Consider the following 21261-nt stretch of genomic DNA (forward strand, 5'->3'; position numbering starts at 1 on the left):
CGGCCAGAAGCGGCTTCAAGCTCCTGGAATACCGGCTCGCCCGGCCCGTCAACGCCTGAGACCCGGAGGTCCCTTCATGCCCGCCTTCGCCCCCTCCCTCTCCCTGCCCCTGTTCGACGAGAGCGTCCTGGCCGACCCGTACCGCGCGTACGGCGAGCTGCGGGCCACCGGAGCCGCTGTGCGCCTGGAGGAGTACGGCGTATGGGCCGTCTCCCGCCACGCCGATGTCGCCAAGATCCTCAAGTCGCCCGACGTCTTCGCGTCGGAGGGAGGTATAGCCCTCACCGACCTGGCCAACCAGCAGATACTCGGCGGCACGGTCTTCGCCTCCGACGGTGCGCGGCACGCCAAGCTCCGCAAGGTGCTGTCCAAGCAGCTCGCCCCCCGCGCCATGAAGAACTTGGCCGACCGCATCGTCGCCCGTGCCGAGGACCTGGTGGCGACCTACACGGAATCCGGGCGGTTCGACGCCGTGGCCCTGTCCCGCCACATGGTCTGCGACACGGTGATGGAGCTGATGGGCATGCCCGGCGCGGACCGGGAGGTGCTGCTGAGCGGTGCCGCTGCCACCTTCGACGTGTTCGGCCCTGACAACGACCGCTACCAGCAGGCGCTGCCGCTGGCCTCGCGCATGGTCGAGCTGCTCCACGACAAGCTCACCCGCGAGAACGTGGCGAGCGGGACGTGGATGGGCGCGATCTTCGAGGCCGTCGACGCCGGACAGATCGAGGAAGCCGACGCAATTCCGCTGGCCAGCGCCTACACCGCGGCAGCCATCGACACGACCGTCCTTGGCCTCGCCGACTGCATCGTGCAGCTCGCCCGACACCCCAAGCAGTGGCAGGCCCTGCGCCGGGACCCCGTCCGGTGGTCCGCGCCCGCCTTCCACGAGGCGCTGCGCCTCGAAGCCCCGATACAGGGCTTCGGCCGGCGGCTGACCGAGCCGACCACCCTCGGCGGCGTGGACCTGGCCGAGGGCGAGCAGGTGTGGCTGCTGTACGGATCCGCCGGCCGTGACGACCGCCGCTGGGGGGACGACGCCAACACGTACGACATCCGGCGCCCCCGTAACGACAACCACCTCGCCTTCGGCGGAGGCCCGCATCTGTGTGCCGGCGTCCCGCTCGCTGTCCTCCAGGCCCGGTCCATCCTTCGGGCCCTGGCCGCGCGGTGCACGCACCTGACGCTCGACGGGGAGCCCGTACGCGTCCTCAACAACCTGTTGCGCGGCTACAGCCAGGCCGCGATCGCCGTCGACTTGTCCCCCCGTACCGCTGCTGCCGGCATCGACCTGCCGCAGGCACGCCCCCAAGGACCCGCATCATGAGCCTCGCAACGCTCCCTCAGCCGAGGGGACTTGACCTCTCGCCCAGGCCCTCTGCGGGTCCGCGGACGCGGGAGGTCGGGCCGGGCTGGGAGGTGCTGCTCATGCCCGAGCCGTTCGCCCGGATCGTCACCGACGCGATCACGCGATCCGCGGCGGCGCACGCCCTGGGCTGGATCTTCGCGCACGACGGCCACTGGGGTGTCTTCCTGCCCGAGCAGTCCGACGACCCCGCCTGGCCGCCGGGCACCACGTACCTCAAGGCCGACACGTGCGTCACGCTGCCGCCCTTCACCTGGGGACTCACCGACGGCGACGGCACGTGCGGGTGGGTGAGCCAGGACGGGGACCCACTGAGCCGCCCGCTGCTGCTCCACCCCATCGTCGCCCTCCTCGCCGCCGAAGTCACCTGTTCCGTCTCTCCCGCACCGGAGGCCTGACCATGCCCACCGCCTGCCTCACCACAGCGCTGTCCCAGGCCGATCGACCTGCTCCTGAACGCCCCAAGGGCCTGGTCGATGGGCGTGAGGGTCCGGCTCTGGCCGAGGTCATCGACCTTCAGGAAGCCGAGGTGCCCCGAACCGCTGACGCGCTGGACCACTTCTTCGGTGACGTCTGACCCTCCCGCACCGCTTCCCTGACCGCCCTCAGCAAGAAGGCCACGGCGATGAGCTCCCAACCCGCTTTCCGCGCCCAGCGCGGCATTCTGGTGCGCTCCGTACTTTTGCACGACCTGCCGATTCCCCCGCTTCCGGACTCATCCCCGCTCGCGGATGGTGCGCCGGCGGCCTGGCGACGCTGGATCCTGCGGGTCTGGAACATCCCGCAGGTCGCGGCCGCCGTCTGCCACGCGAGTCCCGCCCTCGGCCGCGAGATCGACGAGCTGACCGAGCGGAGCGGCGACGAGGTACGGCGTGTGGCGCTGTCGCTGCTCAGCTACGTGCTGCGCCTGTCGCGCCCGACGCCGTTCGGTCTGTTCGGTGGCGTCACGGAGGGCGAGTTCGGTTCGGAGGCCGCTGTTTGGTGGGGTTCGGAGCATCGGTTGCTCACCCGGGCGGACGGCGAGTGGGTGGCGGCCGTCGTTCAACAGCTCGAAGGCGTCCCGGAGATCCGGCGAAGCCTGCGGGTCATGACCAACAACGCCCTGCGCACGCGCGGTGAGCGGCTGGTCCTGCCCTGGCAGCAGCGGGCTCTGGAGGCGACCGGCACCGCCGTTCGCGAAGTGGCCATCCGGCGCACCGCGGCCGTCGAAGCCGCCGTGCAGATGGCGGTCTCGCCGGTGCCCTACCGCGAGGTGGCCGGCAAGCTCGCCGTCGCTCACCCCGAGCTCGGCGTCACTGGCTCCGAAGAATTGCTGGATCTGCTGATCTCCCAGCGCATGTTCCTGACCAGCCTCCAGCCCGCGAGCACCGAGACCAACGCCCTCGGGCATGTGGTGCGGCAGCTGGAAGGCGCCTGTGTACTCCCGTCGTCTCCCGCGGCCAGTCTGGTCGCGGCGGTCCGGGAGATCCACGCGCAGATCGGCTGGCTCGACCGCCGGTACGGCCAGGACCCGGCCCACGCGCAGCAGCGCCGGGCAACGGTGACCGGGCAGATGCGTCAGGTCGTCGACCGGCCCACGCCGCTCGCCGTGGACGTGCGGATGGACGGGCACCTCACGGTGCCCCGCGTCGTGGCCTGGGAAGCGCAGGCGGCCGCCGGTGTGCTGGCCCGCGTCACACCAGAGCCGCACGGGACCGTGGCATGGACGCGTTACCGCGCACGATTTCGTGACCGGTACGGCGACGGCGTTCTCGTGCCGCTGCTGGACCTGGTCGACCCGCACACCGGGCTCGGTCTGCCCGAGGACTATCACGGCACCGAGCGGGCCCCGCAGCCGGACACCGCGCGGCGTGACCGCGTCCTGGTGGCGCTCGCGCAGCGCGCCGCCGCCGCCGGGGAGGACCTCGTCCTGGACGAGGACCTCATCGAGCAGCTCGCCGGGCCTCGGCCCGCCACCGCCGCAGACGCCCCCGCCCATGTGGAGCTGGCCGTCTCCGTGCACGCGGCCAGCGCCCAGCAGCTGAACGCCGGGGAGTTCACGCTGGCCATTCGCCGCGTCGGCCGCGGGTGGGGGCACTTCAGCGGCGGCCGGTTCGCCGCCCTGCTCGCTGACCAGGACCGTCCCAGCGATCTGCTGGGCACGCTGGCCCGCCGCCCAACCAGTGTGCATGGTGCCCTGCCCGTACAGCTCGCGTTCCCCTCGCTGCTGCCCAGGGCCCTGCACATCACGCACACGCCCCGCCTGCTCGCCCCGCTGATCTCCCTGTCCGAGTTCCGCGAGCCCGATCCCGGTGTCTTCGCACCCGACGACCTGGCGGTGATCTGCCACGAGGAACGGCTGCACCTGGTCTCCCTCTCGCGTCGGCAGGTACTGGAAGCCGCGATCCCGCACCCGCTCCAGATCGAGTGCCAGACCCCGGCCGTCGCCCGGCTGCTCGACGAGATGCAGCGCGGCCAGAGCAGCCGGCTCATCGGCAGCATCGGCAACCTGTCCGCCTGGGACTGGGGCGCTGCCCGGCATCTGGCCTTCCAGCCGCGGGTCCGCGTCGGCCGCAGCGTCCTCAGCCCGGCCTCCTGGCGCCTGGTGCACACCGGGCTGCCTGGCCCCGACGCGTCTGTCGACGAGTGGGAGGAGGAGTTCGCTGCGCTGAGCGAGCGGTGGCGCCTGCCCCGGCACGTCCACCTCGAGCACTGGGACTCACGACTGCCGCTGGATCTGGAGCAGGCATCCCACCGCGCACTGCTGCGCATGCACCTGGAGCGGCCCCGGTCGCTGGGACAGCTCACCCTCATCGAGGCGGAGCCGGACGACGCACTTGGATGGTGCGGCGGCCGGCCCCACGAGATCGTCACCCACCTCGCCTCCGCGGCGCCACGCCGGCCGGCACCACCCCTGCGCGGCGCGCCGATCGCGCACCGCAGCGAAGCCCGACTGCCCGGCGCCTCCCCCTACATGTCCCTCCGCCTGCACTGCCAGGGGCCGACCCGGCACGCCTTCCTCGTCGATCACCTGCCAGAACTCGTCGCCGAACTCCCGCGCTCGATCTGGTGGCTGACGCCCCGGGACGAGGACGAGCTGCCGCACACCGTGCTGACCGTCCGGCTGGCCGAGACGGCGCAGGCCGCCGCCGCGATGGGGACGCTCGGTGCGTGGGCCGAACGCCTGATCGGCGCCGGCGTCGTCAGCGATGCCGCCTTCACTCCGTACCGGCCACGCACGGGCCTGTGGGGAGCCCGCGCCACGCTGATGGCCGCGGAAGAGGTCCTGGCGGCCGACTCGGCAGTGCATGCCCACCAGCACGCCCACCAGCGCCACCTGCCTCCCCCCTCGGTGCTCGCGGCCGCGAACGTCGTGAGCATCGCGGCCGGTCTCCACCAGGACGCGACGGACGGGCTGCGCTGGCTGGCCGCCCAGCCCAAGCCGCCCGCCGCCGAGCGGCTCCCCAAGCAGATGCAGGAGCAGGCCCGCGCGCTCGCCGTCCCGGACGGCGGCTGGACAGCGCTCCGGGCCCTACCGTTCGGCGACGACCTCGTGGACCGCCCGTGGTCGGACCGGCACACCGCCTTGGGCAAGCATCGCGCCGCACTCGACGCCGCCACCTCACGCCCCGACGTGGACGCCGTACTGCGCGCACTGATCACCGCACACCTCCGCCTCGCCGGTGAACCCCTGGACGGGACCGCCTGGCGCCTGGCCCGGGCCGTCGCCCTCGCCGGCACCCGGCCCCGCAGAAAACCGGCGCCCTGACGGACCCGAGCACCGCACACGAGCCGCACTACGCCCAAAAGGGACGGATTTACCACTTATGTCTCGACTCATCGAGGACTACGCGCTCATCGGGGACACGCAGACCGCGGCCCTGGTCTGCCGGGACGGAACGGTCGACTGGCTGTGTCTGCCCCGCTTCGACTCGCACGCCGTCTTCGCCGGCCTGCTGGGCACCGAGGAGCACGGGTTCTGGCGGATAGGCCCCGTCCCCGGCGAAGGGGCCCGACCGCGCGCCGCGGACCGCCGCAGCTACGACGGCGACTCGCTCATCCTGACCTCGGAGTGGGACGAGCCCGGCCGCGGCAGCGTGCGCGTGACCGACTTCATGCCGCCGCGCGACGGCGCACCGCAGGTCATCCGCATCGTGGAGGGCCTGCGCGGCCGCGTGACGATGCGCTCGACGCTGCGAATGCGGTTCTCCTACGGACACGTCGTGCCCTGGGTCCACAAGGTGGGCGACCGTACGGTCGCCGTCGCCGGACCGGACTCGGTATGGCTGGACTCCGCGACCGAGAGCCACGGCGAGGACCTGACCACGCACGCGGAATTCACCGTTCTGGAGGGCCAGCGGGTCGCCTTCAGTCTCAGCTGGCAGCCCTCGCACCTTGAGCCGCCCGCCCGGCCCGACCCCGAGGGCGCGCTGGAGGCGACCGCCGCGTTCTGGCGCGACTGGGTCGACCAGTGCACCTACCGCGGCCCCTACCGCGAGGCCGTGATCCGCAGTCTGATCACGCTCAAGGCCCTGACGTACGCCCCGACCGGCGGCATCGTCGCCGCGCCGACCACCTCGTTGCCCGAGGACATCGGCGGGGTGCGCAACTGGGACTACCGCTACACCTGGCTCCGTGACGCGGCGATCACCCTGACGTCGATGCTGCGCACCGGCTACCGCGAGGAGGCCCGCGCCTGGCGGGACTGGCTGCTGCGCGCGGCGGCCGGCGACCCGGAGAACCTCCAGATCATGTACGGCATCGCCGGCGAGCGCGAGCTCGGCGAGGCGGAGCTGGACTGGCTGCCCGGCTACGAGGACTCCGCCCCCGTGCGGGTCGGCAACGGCGCCGCGCACCAGCTCCAGCTGGACGTGTACGGCGAGGTCACCGAAGCCCTGTACCTCGGCCACATGACGGGGCTGGCCCGCAACGACTACGCGAGCGGCCTCCAGCTCAAGCTGATCGAGTACCTGGAGAAGCACTGGGACGAGCCGGACGAAGGCATCTGGGAGGTACGCGGCCCGCGCCGCCACTTCGTCCACTCCAAGGTCATGGCCTGGGTGGCCGTGGACCGCACCGTCAAGCTCATCGAATCGGGCGCGGTCGATGGCCCGCTGGAGCGCTGGCAGCGACTGCGTGACGAGATCCACCGGGACGTGTGCGAGAAGGGCTTCGACAAGGAGCGCAACACGTTCACCCAGTCCTACGGCTCGCGCGAGCTGGACGCGTCGCTGCTGCTGATCCCGCAGATGGGCTTTCTGCCGCCGGACGACAAGCGCGTCATCGGCACCATCGAGGCGATCCAGCAGGAGCTGTCCACCCCGGACGGCTTCATCCTCCGCTACCCCACCGACGGCGAGCACACGGGCGTGGACGGCCTCCCCGGCGATGAAGGCGCCTTCCTGGCCTGCTCGTTCTGGATGGCCGACGACCTCGCGATGATCGGCCGCGTCGACGAGGCCCGGCAGTTGTTCGAGAAGCTCCTCAGCATCCGCAACGACCTGGGACTGCTCGCGGAGGAATGGGACCCGCGCCTGAAGCGCCAGGTCGGCAACTTCCCCCAGGCCTTCAGCCACGTCCCGCTCATCGACACCGCCTTGCGCCTGACCGCCGCCGGTGGCGGCGGCTGACCGTCGTCGGCGGCGGCTGACCGTCGGCCGACGCCCCGCAGAGCGTCCCCACGCCGGCCTTCCTCTTCTTCCCACGGAGCCCACATGACGGCAACAACGCGAGACGAGCCGGTCGTTCGCCTGCTCACCATGAACCTGGAGCACGACGGCGGTCAGGACGTCGACGGACGCCCGCCCCGGGCGTGGCACCAGGCGCAGGAGCTGGTCAGCTCGCGGCGCCCGGACCTCCTCCTGCGCCAGGAGATGACCTACAGCCGCGACAGTCACCACCGGCGTCTCCACGCGGCCGAACGCGCTCTGGGCATGCGCGGGTTCCTCGGCACGGCCGGTCTCGGACGTAACCCGACAGGGATGTTCGTGCGCGAGGAGACCTTCGTGGTGCACCAGCACGTCACCCACCAGGTCCACCCGTGGCGCACACCGCCCACCCACACCGTGCTGCGCCTGTGGGACGCCCCCGAAGTGGACATCATCGCGATCAGCTGGCACCTGGCCTTCAACAGCCCCCGCAGCAGAGAGCGGGAAACGGACGAGATCCTCGCCTTCGCCGACAAGATCAACCAAGGAGCGGCCTTCATCGGCGGCGGCGACTGCAACGAGGCCCCCAACCCGGAGGGGGAGGCCGTCCCACCGATCGACTGGGGCACGGTCACCGACCGGCTGCACATGGCCCACCGCACCAACGAGGACCCGTCTACGGGACGGCGGGTCGCCTGCACTTACGTCGACGACACCCTCACGGCCGCCGGCCTGTGCGACCCGGCCCGGCACGCCGCCCGCGCCCTGAATCGGCAGGGTGCCCTCGGCGCCACCGCCGGCCACGGGAAGCCCAGCCAGGGCGGACCGTGCCGTATCGACCGGATCTACCTGGACGCATGGCTCATCGAGGCCGTCGTCGACGTCACCGTCCTCGACACCACCAGCTTCAGTGATCACCACGCGGTCGAGGTCGTGCTCTCCCGCCCCCGCATGGCCGATGCCCTCCCCCAGATCGCCGACCGGAACGCATCCCGTCTGGCACCCGCCCCGAAGGAAGCCCAGTGAAGACCCTGCTCGCACCGGCTGGCCTGCGCCCCCCGACGCGACTCGAGACCTGGACCACCAGCAGCCGGCCGCCCGCGCACACGCCCAAGGCACCCCCACAGCGTGCGGTCCGGCCCGACGCAGCCGAACTGCGCGCGCTGAGGGAGGCCGACCTCCACCGTGCGCTAGCCCGGCTCGCCGACGCCGGCACGGCCGTGCGGGTTGGCTGCTACAGCCTCGTCGAGCCGCGCCAGGACCCGGCCGACCGTCTTGCCGAGACCCAGGCCGTGGTCCATCGCCGACGTTGGACGCCTTTCGTCACCACCTTCGACAGCACCGGGGCGGGCGACCCGGCGCTCCGCCCGCAGATAGCCCGGCTCTTCGCGGCGCTGGACGCCGGCGAGATCCACGGCATTGTCGCGGTCTCCCAGGTCGACATCAGCCCATTCCACGACATCTACGCCCACACCCTCGCCGTCCTCCGGGCCCGCAGCGGCTTCCTCGCGCTGGCCCGCAGCGAGACCAGCATCTGACACCACCTCCGGGGGGAGCCACCCATGAGCATCGCCACCACCGCGTCCCAGCCGCCAGACGAACAGACCGCCTCGTCGACGAGCGCCGACTCCGGCCTGCGACGGATCGAGAAGGGCCGACGACTGACCGGCGAGTCCGCCAAGCGGTTCACCGTAGACGTCATCAAGGCGTATGAGACCAAGTCGATCCGCAGCATCTGTGCGGAGACGGGCCGCTCCTACGGGGCCATCCACCGCCTGCTGACGGCCAACGGCGTCACCATGCGACCCAAGGGCTATCAGCGCAAGACGTCAACCAGCCCGGCGGACGCCTCATGACCAGCCTGACCGCATACCCCGCCCGCGCGGACATCGCCCAGGACCTCATCGGCCGGGTCGAGGCAGCCCGCCGCACGTGGCGCGCACCGGCTCACGTCCGCGGCGCCGCGACGGCGGACGATGTAGAGGCCGCCCACAACGCCGTACTCGCGGACACCCAGGCCCTGCGCCGGCTCGTCACCAAGCACGGCTGGCCCGGCCGCTGCCTGGTGGGCGACAGCGGTTCCGAAGCCGCGCTCACCATCGCGCTGCAGGCCGACCACGACCCGGCGTTCCAGAAGACCCTGTTGAGGATGCTCGCCGAGGCCTCCCGCCGCGGGGACGCCACGACCGCGCAGTGGGCGCGCCTGCACGACCGGTGTCTCGTACACAGCGGGCCGCAGGAGTACGGCACGCAGTACTGGCTGTGCGACGGGCGGATTGAACTCCACCCGGTCGCCGACCCCGACGGCCTGGACAAGCGGCGAGCCGACGTCGGACTGCCGCCCCAGCACGAGCAAGCCGCTCTGCTCGCGCGGCACCACCTCGCCGGCCCCGGCCCGGCGGTGACCGCGTTCATCGGACCGGCCCCGGTCACGAGCGAAAGGCACGCGGCATGACCGAGTCGATCACCGTCCTGAACTGGAACCTGGAGAAGGGCATCAACCTGGAAGCGGGCGCCCGCTGGGTCCGCGAGCAGCGTCCCGACCTCTTCTTCCAGCAGGAGGTCCAGCCCGACCAGCTCGCCCGGCTGTCGGAACTGCTGGAGATGGACGGACACATCGCCGTTCCGCGCCCCGGCAGCTCCAACGACAACGCCATCTTCGTCCGCCCCGGCGGGCCGCTGGTGTGCACGGAGGAGTACCCGCAGGCCTGGGCGCCCTGGCACGCCCCGGCGAACATCGCCGTCCGGCTCCGCGACGCCGACGGCGCCCTCAGCCCGCGGCAGATCAGCGCCGTCAGCGCGCACTGCTGCTACTGGTCACCCGAGCTGCGCCTGACCGAGGCCCGCTGGTGCACCACGCTCGCCAAGCCCGGATGGCTCGCGGTGATCTTCGGCGACTGGAACAGCTACCGCGTCGGCACGGACATCCGCTGGGACGACTACACCGACCACGCCTTCGTCGCCAACCGCACCTACGAGCATGCCGGCCGTCGCCACACCGATGTCGGCCCCGACCGGGAACTGCTGGCGGCCGGCTACGTCGAGATGGCCCGCCACGCCGCCGAGCACCTCGGCCAGCCCGACGCCCTGGCCCCCACCTCCGGCTACCGCGACCACCCCGGCAGGCCTCCCGGCCCCCGGCACACCATCGACCGCGGCTACCTCAGCGCCGAACTCGCCCCCACCCTGACCAGCTACGAGGTCTGCGACACCCCGCAGCTGCGCCGCCTGTCCGACCACCTCCCCCTGCGCGCCACCCTCGACCTCGCGCGCCTGCGCGACGTCCTCCACGCCACCCCCGCGATGTACCGCCCCACCGACGCCCGCACCGACCACGAAGGAGCAACCCGCGCATGAACAACACCCTCACCCTGGTCTGCTGGAACTTCGAGAACAACGGAAAGAGCGACCCCCAGCGTCGGCGCGCCGGCGACGAGCTGCTCCGGTCGCTGAACGCCGACATCATCTTCCGCCAGGAACTGTGGGACGCCGGCGCCGACGGCAAGGTCATCTTCAACGAGCAGATCCGCACCCTGGGGCTGCAGGGCGTCCTCGGCGAGGGGTCCTGCACGGCCCTCTTCTACAACCCGGCGAAGTTCTCCGTCGTCCGGGACTGGACCCAGAGCCGGGCACCGCACTACGTCATGCTGCCCACCGCCCTCACGCTCCGCCACGAGGCCGCCGGGCCCAACGCGCTGCCCTTCAACGCGATCTCGTACCACCTCAACTACGCCAGCGCCGAGCAGCGCCTGCTGGAAGCGGAGTGGCTGACCACCTGGGCTGACAAGGGCTGGGCCATGCCCGACGGACACCGCCACACCCTCCCCGCGATCTACGCTGGCGACAACAACTCCTACCCCACCGGTTCGCGAGGCGACCTGCCGCTGCCGGACCTCTCCACCGTCAAGAACCTGCCTCACCGCCTCCACCGCTCGTACGCCGGACCGTCCGGCCAGCGCGTGCCCGACACCCGGCCCGACACCGCGTTGCGCACAGCCGGCCTCGAGGACGCGGCGCTGTACCGGGCGACCGCCCCGCACGGCGACCCGCGCGCGCTTTCCCGCACCGTCAACGCCTGTGACACCCACGGCCCCGACAGTCGAGTCGACCGCGCCTACCTCACCCCCGAGCTGCTGCCGGCCATCACCGGATTCGATGTGATCGAGGTCGACGAGGACCTCTCCGACCACCACATCCTGCGCCTGACCCTCGACAGCGACCAGCTCAGCAGCATCCTCAACCAGCCGGTGGGTGTCTGACTCCAGGGCCTGCGCGAACGACTCGCCAAGAAGAACCCGTTATCCGGCCCACCGCCGCGCACGGAGGAACCCGTCCTGGCTGGGAGCCGGCCCGGCCCGTCTCCGGGACCGGGCGGTGACGGTGCCACCCCTCCACCGCCACAGCGGCTCGGCATCGCCCAGGGCATCCGCGGCTTCACCCCCCAGCGGCGGCCCACTTAGCCCCGTTAGCACCCGCTTTCGTAGGAAGTCTCCATGATCCGCTTCACCGCCCCTGTACCTCTTCAGGGGGCTCGCCATGCCTGACGCCCTCACCTTGCGGTCGTGCACACCGCCATGCGGTTTTCCCTCCGTGTCGCAGCTGCTGGTCGGCGCCCTCCTGCGCCACCACCGCAGCGTGAAAGGCCTCTCCGTCGCACAGGCCGGACGGCTTGCCGGGATACCCACCTCTCGTGTGAGCCAGACCGAGCTGGCGCGGCAGCTGCTGAGCGAACGCGTCACGCGCTCCCTGCTGGAGGTGTACGGCGCGCCGGAGGAGGAGATGCATTACGCCGCTGCCCTGGTGGAACGGAGCGGGAGCGACCATGTGCACGAGGCCGGTGCCGAACCGCTGGGGAGCGGGGCGTGGGCGGCGGCCTTGAGGGGTGCCAGCCGGGAGACCGTGATCTTCACGACGGGCCCTCTCCAGCCGGCGTTTCACGCTGCGGCGGCCGTCGTCGCCCCAAGCCCTCAGCAGGCCCGCTGGACTGCGACGCTGCTGCTGCACGAACCCGCTTTGGACTGGCTCTCAGCCGAACAGCTTGCTCAGCTGGTCGGCCTCCTCGACGCCCAAGCGCTCAGCGTCCGGCTGGTCCCGGCCAGCTTCAGGATCGAGCCGGGGGTGGTGACCCAGTGGACCCTCACGGCGCGGGGCTGGGACGGACGCGCGGCACAACGCGAGCGGCGCCAGCTGTACGTCGCGCACGCGACCGGACAGCCGTCCCTGGTGCGCAACGGTCCCCCCGCTCGCCGGGAGCGGCAGGTGCTCGAGGCCGCGGCCCAGCGGGCACTCTCGGTGGCGATCAGCGCTCACGAGCTCCGGCAAGCCATGCAGGGAGGCGGGCCATGGGCGCCACACGCCCGTCGGCACGGTCAGGCCGGAGCCCGTGGGGCCGATGCGGACTTCAGGAGGGCGGCGTGCTGAACGCTCTCCCACCAGGCAGGCGCGGCCCCTCCTGCGAGGGCGATCGATGCCGCGACATATCCGTGGACGACGTAATCCTCGGCACCGTCCTCCGTGCCGCGCGCGAGCGGGCCGACATCTCCCCGGCTCGAGCCGCCGCCTACCTCAAACTGCCCGAGACACGGATCCGCCGCCGGGAGGCAGGCCGGGCGGCGTGGTCCCACGCGCACGCGCTGGCCCTGACACGCTGCTACGGGCTCGCCGACGAGGACCTGGACGAGCTGGAGCGGCTGCTCGCCCCCGAGCACCAGCACGTCGTGGCCGACTTTGGCGCGGGCCGATACCAGCGGCTGGCCGCGGTGGAGGAGCGTGCCGCGTGGTGGAGGTCAGTTACGGCCGAGCGCTCCAGTCGGCCGGTTGCGGTGCTCGTGGACAACGCCGTCGCGGCGGATCAGGTGCGCGCGCTACTGCCCGGCGGGCGCCAACACCTGCTCGTGGTCACCAGTCGGACGCCGCTGACTGATCTCGGTCGCAACGGAGCCCACCACCTCCTTCAGCCGTTCTCCCCCGCAGCCGCCCAGGAATACCTGACGACCGTTGCCGGCGAACACCGCGTCGCTGGCGACCGACAGGGCGCGCACGCCATTGCCTCCCTGGCTGCCGGGCTTCCCCTCTCCCTCGCCCTGGCCGGGACCGTACTGACCTCCCACCCCGACCGCTCCCTGGCCGAGCTGGCCACCGCACTGACCCACAGGCGCCAGCAGGTCATCGCCTCGACGCACGGCCTAACCCCCTTCGGAGTCGCCATGAACAGCTCCCTGAGCGAGGCCTACTGGGGCCTGCCCCGCCCGAGCGCCCGCATCTTCCGCAGCATGGGCCACCTCTCCCCCTACGACCTGGACGCGGCAGTAACCGCCGCCGTCTGCGGCCTCCCACTGGAGAAGGCCGAGGAGGAGCTGGCCGCCCTCGCGGGCGCCGGCCTCCTGATCACGGTGCGCGAAGACGCGGCCCGGGGCACGGTGTACGGCTTCCACGACGAGGTCCGCGCGTACGCCCGGCACCGGGCGGTGGCCGAGGCGACGGACGGTGAACTCGACGAGCAGACCCGCTGCGGTCTCGATTTCTACCTGGCCACCCTCACCTCAGCCGAGTACGAACTGACCGCACGACGCTCCTCCAGGTCCGAGACGCCTCCGATGCGGCCCGAGCCCTGGCCTGGCTCGGACGCGCGCGTTCCATGTCTGGTGACCACGACACCGCCGAAACGAGGGACGACAGGCCGTCGCCGAGTGCACTGCTGCCCGCTCTCCGCGCTGGACGGCCCGCAGCCTCGAACTTCTCGGACGCACCTTGCAAGACGCCGGCCGAAGCGACCAGGCCCGAGCAGCGTTCGAACAGTCGCTCCGGCTCTACACATCTATCAGCCCACACGAAGCCGACCGTGTCCGCCGCCTGCTCCCACCATCTCTGACCTCCCCTGAATAGACGGAACGAAGGCAGCTGACTTATGAGAGAAGATCCCCGCCTGTTCCTCCCCACCGCTCACCGCATGCCCGAGATCGCGGGAGAAGGCGTTGCGATGTCTGATCCGCGGGTCGTCGCCGTGCGGGTCGCCGATTGTGGGGAGCCGCTGGTGTCTCTACGCGACGATGACCGGTTCTTGATCGACGAGCGCAGGGCCACAGCCACCGAGACGTTTGCCATGATTCGCTCAGGCTTGGTCGACCAACTCTGGATGGCTGAGAAGTACCTGCGCGAGCGCGGCCGAAGACTACGCGTCGTCGAGTGCTACCGGCCACCGACCCAGCAGAGCCAATATTTCCAGGAGGAGATGTCGCGGCTGGCCGCCCTGCATCCGGAATTGACGTCCGATCAGCTCACCGAGTTGGCCGGACGGTACGTGTCTCCGCCCTGGGTCGCTCCGCACAGCTGCGGCGGCGCGGTCGATGTCACCCTCGCCTCCCCGGACGGAACCGAGCTGGACATCGGCTACCGGATCAACACCGCACCCCCAAGGCCCGGCGAAATGTCATTCCTGGATGCTCATGCCCTTCCTGAGGAGGCTCGCGCCAACAGAATGCTGCTGCTTGCGGCTATGACCCACGGCGGCTGGATACCTCATTGGTACGAGAGTTGGCACTTTGAGATCGGCACGAGGTTCGCGGCTCTAATGTCCGACCTGGACAAATCCGTGTACGGGGTGATAGCCGATCCACATGCGGAATCTTTGGGACTATCCGACTGAACGTCAGAGGCGTCCATGCCAGGCCAAGCCCCGCTGCACCCCTGCTACCCCGAAGGGACTTGCGGTCAGGGGCCTACACTCGGTCAGCCGATACTTGACCAGTTGCCGAGAGCAATGCGCGGGCTTACCAAGAAAACCGGGCGCGTATGACCTCGCCTGTTCACGGCTGACAGGGCGCCAGCCCGCATCCTGCCTGCGGGGCAACCATCAAAGGGCGCCCCGCAGCCACTGATCGTGTTCCGCTGCGAGCAGCTCCTCGTCAACGCGTTCTTGGCGCAGTGACTCGACCCATGCCGCAACGAGCCCGCCGAAAACATCAAGATTCTCTGGACCCATCTTCTCGTCCACTGAGAATAGTGCAATCAGCTCAGCTGCGGCCGAGTTTCGGCGAGAACACTGGGGGCATAACAAGGTCTCGCGAATGCCTAGGACATCGTCTCCGCTTTGATTCTTCCACGAGTGCCTGTACTGGACGAGAAGTAGCCCAGGAGTGCCGCAGGCCAGACAGTCCGACACATCAGCGATCTTGACGAATAACTCATCATGACCGGTGAGGACAGAAGTCCTTGTAGTCCGATTTCCGTCGGTCACGCCACACCTTGCCAAGCATCCGGCCCGAACGTGCCCTTGATGTCGGACGCCAGCGAGGCAGCGTCGACTTGCGCTGCCAAGGCAAAGACAGTCGTCTTCTGCGGGCCACGGACAGACAAGTGGACAGGGCTGTCGCCGGGGTGCGCGTGCAGGATGCGTTTCAGGTCCGCGACAGTCTGGTCGGAGACACGATGAAGGGGAAGCGCTAGGCGCACAGGGGGTTTTCCGCCGTGCTCGGCGCTAGATACGTCCAAGACCGAGAGCTCCCTACCAAAGATATTCAGGGTGCCGTCTCGGTCCTCGATCTTTCCCTTGACTGAAATTACGTTGTCTTCAGTCAGAGCGTGAGCAACGAGTTGGTAGACGGCGGGGAAGAAGAGCACCTCAATAGACCCTGTAGGGTCTGCGAGGTTGGCGATTGCCCAGTTGTTTCCCTGCTTGGTCATCTTCCGCTGGACGCCGGTGATCAGGCCGGCAAGCTGAACGTCTCCTTGGGTCCGTCCGGAGGCCAAGAGCTCAGCAATCGTGGTGTCCCTGGCCCCGGAGAGGATGTGCTCGGCACCGTCCAGAGGATGCGCTGACACGTACAGGCCCAGCATCTCCCGCTCGGTAGCGAGAAGTTGCCGACGCGGCCACTCCTGTTCGTCGACAGGGAAGTCGAGCCCGAACCCGGCCCCAGCGTTGTCGGCTTCGCTGCCTCCCAGCCCGGCGAACAAGTCGTCCTGCCCGTAGGAGGCTGCCTTCTTGACGGGAACGACGGCGTCGATAGCGTCCTCGTGGATCGCGCACAGGCCGCGCCGGGAGTGGCCGAGGGAATCGAAGGCACCGGCCTTGATCAGCGACTCGATGGCCCGCTTGTTCAGGGCCGGGAGGTCACACTTGTCGAGCATGTCCGTGAACGAGGAAAACTTCCCCTTGGAACGGCGTGCAGCGACGATGGCCTCGATCACCGCGTCGCCGACGTTGCGAACGGCTCGCATGCCGAAGCGCACGTCGTCGCCGATGGCTGTGAACTCTGCGGTCGACTCGTTGACGTCCGGCTGCAGGACACGGACGCCATTCGCACGCGCATCAGCCAGGTAGACGGCTGCCTTGTCCTTGTCGTCTCCGACTGAAGTCAACAGCGCGGCCATGTACTCGGCGGGATAGTTGGCCTTGAGGTATGCCGTCCAGTAGGAGACCAGGCCGTACCCTGCGGTGTGGGACTTGTTGAATGCATAGCCGGAGAACGGCAGCATGACGTCCCAGATGGCTTTGATCGCCTCGTCTGAGTAGCCATTGCTTCTCATGCCGCCCGCGAACTTGTCCCACTCGGCTGCCAGGACCTCAGGCTTCTTCTTGCCCATGGCCCGGCGGAGCATGTCGGCGCCGCCCAGGGTGTAGCCGGCGAGTTGCCGGGCGATGGCCATGATCTGCTCTTGGTAGACCAGCAGGTGGTGGGTGGAGCCAAGGATCGGGTCGAGGGCGTCCTTCAGTTCCGGGTGGATTGGAGCGGGTTCCTGCTTGCCACTCTGCCGAAGTGCGTAGTTGGTGTGGGCGTTGGCAGCCATCGGGCCGGGCCGGTAGAGCGCGAGCGCTACGGCGATGTCCTCGAATCGGGTGGGCTGCATCAGCTTCAGCAGGGCGCGCATGCCGCCGCCGTCGAGCTGGAAGACGCCGAACGTGTTGCCATCGGACAGGAGCTGGTAGGTCTTGGTGTCGTCCAAGGGGATGACGACTGTCTCTGGGTCGCCGTCCATCGGATCCACTGTCGCCAGCTTGATTCCGCGGTTTTCCCGGATGTTCTGGATCGCCTGATCGATGACACCGAGGTTCCGCAGCCCCAGGAAGTCCATCTTGACCAGCCCCATGTTTTCACAACTGGGGTAGTCGAACCCTGTGATCTTCACGCCGTCCGAGGCGCGCATATGCAGGGGGATGCGATCCGTCAGGCGGGTCTTGGAGAGGATCACCGCGGCGGCATGCACGCCCGTGCCGCGCATCAGGCCTTCGACACCCTTGGCGGTGTCCATGACCCTCTTCACATCAGGTTCGTTCTCGTAGAGGGCCCGGATCTCGCCGGCCTCGCCGTACCGGGGGTGCTCGGGGTCCCAGATGCCCGACAGGGTGATGGTCTTGCCCTGCTGGTCCGGGGGAAGTGCCTTCACGATCCGCTCACCATGGGAGAACGGGTAGCCGAGGATGCGCGAGGAATCCTTGATCGCGTTCTTCGCCTTGATCCGGCCGAAGGTATTGACCATGGCGGTGTACGCGTCACCGTACTTCTCGGTGACGTACCGGACCATCCGGTCACGCTGGCGGTCGTCGAAGTCGAGGTCGACGTCCGGCGGGTTGATGCGCTCAGGGTTGAGGAACCGCTCGAACAGAAGGCCGTGTTCAAGCGGGCAGAGTTCGGTGATCCGAGTGGCGTAGGCGACGATGGATCCGGTTGCCGAGCCACGCCCTGGCCCAACCGGAATTCCGTTGTCGCGCGCGTAGCGGCAGATATCGGCGACGACGAGGAAGTACGAGGAGAAGCCCATCGGACCGATGATCTTCATCTCGGTCTCGAAGCGTTCCATCACGTGGTCGGGGATGGGATCGCCGTAGCGCATGGCGAGCCCTTTGAGCACGTCCTTGCGCAGGTACTCCTCCTGCGTCATCCCTTCGGGGACATCAGGAAACTGCGGCATTTCATCGACGTTGTCAAATACGTCGTCGTATGAGCCGATGCGCTCGGCGATCAGCAAGGTGTTATCGCATGCTTCCGGAAGTTCCGAGAACAGCTCACGCATCTCGGCCGCAGTCTTGAGATAGTAGCCGGTCCCCTGGAATTTGAATCGGTTGGGGTCGTCCTTGTTTTTACCCACTCCGATGCAAAGGAGGTTGTCGTGCGCCTCCGCGTCGGTCGGATGGACGTAGTGTGCGTCGTTGGTTGCCAGCAAGGGAATGCTCAGTTCCTTTGCAAGGCGAAGCAGGCCGTCTCGCACCTCGCGTTCGATGGACAGGCCGTGGTCCATCAACTCGAGGAAGTAGTTGTCCTTGCCGAAGATGTCCTGGTACGCACCGGCTGTCTCGCGCGCTTCCTCGTACTGCCCCAGGCGCAGGCGGGTCTGGATGGCGCCCGAGGGGCAGCCAGTGGTGGCGATGATCCCTTGGGGATGCTCGCTGATCAGCTCCATGTCCATGCGCGGCTTGCCAGCAGGGAACTGGCCCGTGTAGGAGGCCTCCGTGGAGAGATAGAAAAGGTTTCGGAGGCCTTGGACATTTTCTGCCCACATGGTCATGTGAGTGAAGCGGCCACCGCCCGAGACATCCTTTGAACCCTCGCCGTCATCACTCATCGCGCGGCGGCCCCCAGGTCCCCAGAATTCCTGCTTCTTATGCCTCCGGGACGAAGGGGCGACGTATGCCTCAATGCCGATAATGGGCTTCACGTCGCCGAATCCTTTAGCCACTGACTGAAATTCATAAGCCCCGAACATGTTGCCGTGGTCGCTCATGGCGATTGCCGGCATCCCTTGGCGCGCGACTTCCTCGAACATGGGCTTCATTCGCTGCGCTCCGTCGAGCATCGAGTACTCGGTGTGATTGTGCAGGTGAACGAAGCTGCTACTCACGGTGCGGTGGCTCCCTTGCGCATTGACTGGCCCGAGCAAGGGTCCCAAGCCTAGCGGGATTTGGCGATCCGTCAGGACGCGACGCACACATCCATGGGCACTGAAGGAGCCACATCTGTTGATGTGGCGATCACGCAAATTAGGTAGGGCCGCTCCGGCCTGGGGAGATGCCGGCGACAGCGTCTCATCGGCGGATCGGACGCCCGGGAGCCGCCACCCACATTGCGCCCTAATTTCGATTTGCTAGATAATGTGACGATCCGCACATTTGGTCGTAATGTCCACATCTAGGAAGGCAACCGTGCCCCATTCCACCGCCAGCTCGTCCGCGCCACCGACGCCACGATGGGATCTGCCGCACCACGCAGGCGCGGTTCGTCGTCTACGGCTGGCAGTGGCGCAGAGCAACGTCCCGGAGGACCCAGCCGACCCTGCGCTCCTTCGGGCGAGCGGGGCTCAGATCCGCTCACTGATGCGTGATGCCGCCGTCGCCGGAGTCAGGTTGGTCCAGTTTCCCGAGGGGGCGATCGTCTACCCCGACCCGGATGCCATGCCGACTGGTGACCTTGGGAGGGCGAGCTGGGCGAAGGCAGCCTGGGATGTCATTGGCGAAGAGGAAGAGTCGATCCGGTTGCTCGCCGGCGAGCTCGGCGTGTGGGTGGCGTTCGGCACCATCCGTCCTCTGCCCACAGCCCCGGCCCCCCGGAACTCCTTGCTGGTCGTGTCCGACCGGGGAGAGATTGTTGCCAGGTACGACAAGCGGATTCTCTCCCACACCGAGGCCACCCGCCTGTACTCCCCCGGCAGTGAGCCGGTGGTATTCGAGGTCGACGGCCTGAGGATTGGCTGCGCGCTGTGTATCGAGGCGAACTTCCCCGAGCTGTTTGACCAGTATGAGGCGCTTGATGTGGACGCGGTCCTCCTGTCCGTGATGGTGGACGACGCCGCCCGCGCCGTCGTCGCCCAGGCATACGGAACACTCTTCAACTACTGGATCGGCTACTCGGTGCCCGCGCAATTCGGCCGCACAGCCCCCGCTGGGATCATCGGTCCGGGAGGCCGGTGGCTTGCCCGCTGCCCGGCTACGGACCGTCCAGGCCTGGCTGTCATGGACCTTGACCTGGACGCCTCAGACCATGACATCACTGTCGGCCTGCGGCTGGCCCGGCCTTGGCGGCGGCTAGCACGCGCGCAGAGCCGCGGGGCCGGGCTGTTCGACTGAGTTCCTGCTTTCGCGCCTTGGAGAGCCGAGAGACACACGCCATGCAGGATGGACCGCACCACAGGTGCTGTAGCGCCGAGGATTCCGCTCGCGCCAGCGGATGGTATCGAGACGGCAACTGTGAACAGGCCTGTCGGCAACGCAGATCGCGGTTGCGGCCGCGATGAAGGCAACGGACCGAGGCTCACTGTCGGATCCGTTCGCCCCGCTGAGCGGAGAGGAAGCCCACCCCTCTGTCTCAACGCTGATCCCCACCGTGACCGCAGGCCAGCCTCGTGCGATGGATCGCAAGCCGCTACGTTCGGCATGCCGCGATCATGCACACGGGCATGGGAAGGTACACGTGACCGGCGACGCTGACTGCGCGCACGCTCTCCACCAATTTTTCGCGCGCACGCTCCCTGTCCTTTTCTGGAATCCTCTCCATTTGTGTTCTTCTGCCGTGTGACATGCGCCAGTCCCAGAATTTCGAGACCGGCACCGAGACCGGGAAGAACATATTCACCACTTGTATTTTTGCGTACTCAAGTTGGTACATAGCGGCGACTATGGCCGAGCTGTCGATTCCCGGCATAGGCGCTCGTTCCTGTGCAGATGCACCCATGAACTCGATGAGGGCCGCGTCTGCGGTGCGGTCGACGATGTCCAGGTCGTCAGGTGCTGCCGCGGGGGTGCAGATGGCGATGCGGCCTCCGGGGCGAAGCATGTGGGTGAGCTGCCGGAGGGTGCGTTGTGGCTCTGGAAGGAACTGAAGGACGAGGCCGGCGAGGAGGACGTCGAAGGTTCCCGTCCTTGCGGGAAGAGAGTCTGCGTCGGCAACTACCGCGAATGCGTGGGTGAGTCCGCGGGCAGCAAGTGCCTGGTTCGCTTGGCTGACCATCTCTGATGACTTGTCGATTCCGACGGCTCGTCCGCAGGGGGTAACGGCCGCGGCTGCGGGCAGGAGTGAGGCGCCGCGACCGCAGCCAACGTCGAGAAGGTCCTCGCCCGGCTGTGGCAGGGCCAGCTGCACCAGGGCCTGTCCCGCTTGTTCGAAGAACTGCCCGCCGATGCGCCCATAACTGGCGGCGGCTCGGTCGAAGACGGTGCCACGGCCCTGGCCGCTTTGCGGGCCTCGGATGGGCATGAATCCTCCAGATGGGGTCAGAGGGCTCAAGAGCGTGACCCTCCCTCTACTGAACGGCTCGGGGCGCAAGCCGTGCTGATCGACT

General features: G+C 68.8%; 17 protein-coding genes and 1 pseudogene. 15 read left to right on the forward strand and 3 right to left on the reverse strand.

Annotated features, from left to right (window positions below):
• The first annotated feature begins 76 nt into the window (after positions 1–76).
• The 14 genes and pseudogenes from ALMP_RS00225 to ALMP_RS00290 all read left to right on the forward strand — a co-directional run bounded on the left by ALMP_RS00225 (position 77) and on the right by ALMP_RS00290 (position 14638).
• Positions 77–1327, forward strand: a complete 1251-nt coding sequence (locus tag ALMP_RS00225; protein WP_264923771.1) for a cytochrome P450 — start codon at positions 77–79, stop codon at positions 1325–1327.
• Between the two features lie 101 nt (positions 1328–1428).
• Positions 1429–1764 (forward strand): hypothetical protein, encoded by a 336-nt coding sequence (locus ALMP_RS00230; RefSeq protein WP_264923772.1) that lies wholly within the window; start codon positions 1429–1431, stop codon positions 1762–1764.
• Positions 1765–1766: 2 nt separating this feature from the next.
• Positions 1767–1943: a hypothetical protein gene (locus ALMP_RS00235; protein ID WP_264923773.1), complete on the forward strand. Its 177-nt coding sequence runs from the start codon at positions 1767–1769 to the stop codon at positions 1941–1943.
• A gap of 48 nt (positions 1944–1991) precedes the next feature.
• Positions 1992–5114 (forward strand): lantibiotic dehydratase, encoded by a 3123-nt coding sequence (locus tag ALMP_RS00240; RefSeq protein ID WP_264923774.1) that lies wholly within the window; start codon positions 1992–1994, stop codon positions 5112–5114.
• A gap of 58 nt (positions 5115–5172) precedes the next feature.
• Entirely contained in the window at positions 5173–6975 is a 1803-nt protein-coding gene (locus ALMP_RS00245; protein ID WP_264923775.1) for a glycoside hydrolase family 15 protein, read from the forward strand.
• Between the two features lie 84 nt (positions 6976–7059).
• On the forward strand, positions 7060–8019 hold the full coding sequence (locus ALMP_RS00250; protein WP_264923777.1) for an endonuclease/exonuclease/phosphatase family protein: 960 nt from the start codon (positions 7060–7062) through the stop codon (positions 8017–8019).
• Complete coding sequence (locus ALMP_RS00255; RefSeq protein ID WP_264923778.1) at positions 8016–8531, forward strand: hypothetical protein; 516 nt, start codon at positions 8016–8018, stop codon at positions 8529–8531. Before ALMP_RS00250 ends, ALMP_RS00255 begins: the two co-directional genes overlap by 4 nt.
• Before the next feature lie 24 nt (positions 8532–8555).
• On the forward strand, positions 8556–8849 hold the full coding sequence (locus tag ALMP_RS00260; protein WP_264923780.1) for a helix-turn-helix domain-containing protein: 294 nt from the start codon (positions 8556–8558) through the stop codon (positions 8847–8849).
• Positions 8846–9448 carry a DUF6624 domain-containing protein gene (locus tag ALMP_RS00265; protein ID WP_264923781.1) on the forward strand — a complete coding sequence of 201 codons (603 nt, stop codon included), beginning with the start codon at positions 8846–8848 and terminating at the stop codon, positions 9446–9448. Before ALMP_RS00260 ends, ALMP_RS00265 begins: the two co-directional genes overlap by 4 nt.
• Positions 9445–10350 (forward strand): endonuclease/exonuclease/phosphatase family protein, encoded by a 906-nt coding sequence (locus ALMP_RS00270; protein ID WP_264923783.1) that lies wholly within the window; start codon positions 9445–9447, stop codon positions 10348–10350. The genes ALMP_RS00265 and ALMP_RS00270 overlap by 4 nt, the downstream gene beginning before the upstream one ends.
• Positions 10347–11252, forward strand: a complete 906-nt coding sequence (locus ALMP_RS00275; protein WP_264923784.1) for an endonuclease/exonuclease/phosphatase family protein — start codon at positions 10347–10349, stop codon at positions 11250–11252. The genes ALMP_RS00270 and ALMP_RS00275 overlap by 4 nt, the downstream gene beginning before the upstream one ends.
• Before the next feature lie 331 nt (positions 11253–11583).
• On the forward strand, positions 11584–12414 hold the full coding sequence (locus ALMP_RS00280) for a helix-turn-helix transcriptional regulator (RefSeq protein ID WP_264923786.1): 831 nt from the start codon (positions 11584–11586) through the stop codon (positions 12412–12414).
• Between the two features lie 1314 nt (positions 12415–13728).
• Positions 13729–13878, forward strand: a pseudogene (locus ALMP_RS00285) (hypothetical protein); the annotation flags it as partial.
• A gap of 64 nt (positions 13879–13942) precedes the next feature.
• Positions 13943–14638: a M15 family metallopeptidase gene (locus tag ALMP_RS00290; RefSeq protein WP_264923787.1), complete on the forward strand. Its 696-nt coding sequence runs from the start codon at positions 13943–13945 to the stop codon at positions 14636–14638.
• 207 nt (positions 14639–14845) lie between these two features.
• Here ALMP_RS00290 and ALMP_RS00295 read toward each other — a convergent pair whose 3' ends face one another.
• Both ALMP_RS00295 and dnaE read right to left on the reverse strand, forming a co-directional pair.
• Complete coding sequence (locus ALMP_RS00295; protein WP_309299406.1) at positions 14846–15229, reverse strand: DUF6300 family protein; 384 nt, start codon at positions 15227–15229, stop codon at positions 14846–14848.
• Positions 15226–18828 (reverse strand): DNA polymerase III subunit alpha, encoded by a 3603-nt coding sequence (gene dnaE / locus ALMP_RS00300; RefSeq protein ID WP_264923788.1) that lies wholly within the window; start codon positions 18826–18828, stop codon positions 15226–15228. Before dnaE ends, ALMP_RS00295 begins: the two co-directional genes overlap by 4 nt.
• Before the next feature lie 277 nt (positions 18829–19105).
• Here dnaE and ALMP_RS00305 point away from each other — a divergent pair, with 277 nt between their 5' ends.
• Positions 19106–20050, forward strand: a complete 945-nt coding sequence (locus ALMP_RS00305) for a carbon-nitrogen hydrolase family protein (protein ID WP_264923789.1) — start codon at positions 19106–19108, stop codon at positions 20048–20050.
• A 295-nt stretch (positions 20051–20345) separates the two neighbouring features.
• Here the strand turns inward: ALMP_RS00305 and ALMP_RS00310 are convergent, their stop codons facing one another.
• Positions 20346–21176, reverse strand: a complete 831-nt coding sequence (locus tag ALMP_RS00310) for a class I SAM-dependent methyltransferase (protein ID WP_264923790.1) — start codon at positions 21174–21176, stop codon at positions 20346–20348.
• Between the last annotated feature and the right edge of the window lie 85 nt (positions 21177–21261).

It is taken from the genome of Streptomyces sp. A012304, from assembly GCF_026008495.1.
Lineage (GTDB): Bacteria > Actinomycetota > Actinomycetes > Streptomycetales > Streptomycetaceae > Streptomyces.

Bases quoted from the DNA above. Each gene is read 5' to 3' on its own strand.
- ALMP_RS00225 (WP_264923771.1), top strand. From the start codon at position 77: ATGCCCGCCTTCGCCCCCTCCCTCTCCCTGCCCCTGTTCGACGAGAGC.
- ALMP_RS00230 (WP_264923772.1), top strand. From the start codon at position 1,429: ATGCCCGAGCCGTTCGCCCGGATCGTCACCGACGCGATCACGCGATCC.
- ALMP_RS00235 (WP_264923773.1), top strand. From the start codon at position 1,767: ATGCCCACCGCCTGCCTCACCACAGCGCTGTCCCAGGCCGATCGACCT.
- ALMP_RS00240 (WP_264923774.1), top strand. From the start codon at position 1,992: ATGAGCTCCCAACCCGCTTTCCGCGCCCAGCGCGGCATTCTGGTGCGC.
- ALMP_RS00245 (WP_264923775.1), top strand. From the start codon at position 5,173: ATGTCTCGACTCATCGAGGACTACGCGCTCATCGGGGACACGCAGACC.
- ALMP_RS00250 (WP_264923777.1), top strand. From the start codon at position 7,060: ATGACGGCAACAACGCGAGACGAGCCGGTCGTTCGCCTGCTCACCATG.
- ALMP_RS00260 (WP_264923780.1), top strand. From the start codon at position 8,556: ATGAGCATCGCCACCACCGCGTCCCAGCCGCCAGACGAACAGACCGCC.
- ALMP_RS00265 (WP_264923781.1), top strand. From the start codon at position 8,846: ATGACCAGCCTGACCGCATACCCCGCCCGCGCGGACATCGCCCAGGAC.
- ALMP_RS00270 (WP_264923783.1), top strand. From the start codon at position 9,445: ATGACCGAGTCGATCACCGTCCTGAACTGGAACCTGGAGAAGGGCATC.
- ALMP_RS00275 (WP_264923784.1), top strand. From the start codon at position 10,347: ATGAACAACACCCTCACCCTGGTCTGCTGGAACTTCGAGAACAACGGA.
- ALMP_RS00290 (WP_264923787.1), top strand. From the start codon at position 13,943: ATGCCCGAGATCGCGGGAGAAGGCGTTGCGATGTCTGATCCGCGGGTC.
- ALMP_RS00305 (WP_264923789.1), top strand. From the start codon at position 19,106: ATGTCCACATCTAGGAAGGCAACCGTGCCCCATTCCACCGCCAGCTCG.
- ALMP_RS00310 (WP_264923790.1), bottom strand. From the start codon at position 21,176: ATGCCCATCCGAGGCCCGCAAAGCGGCCAGGGCCGTGGCACCGTCTTC.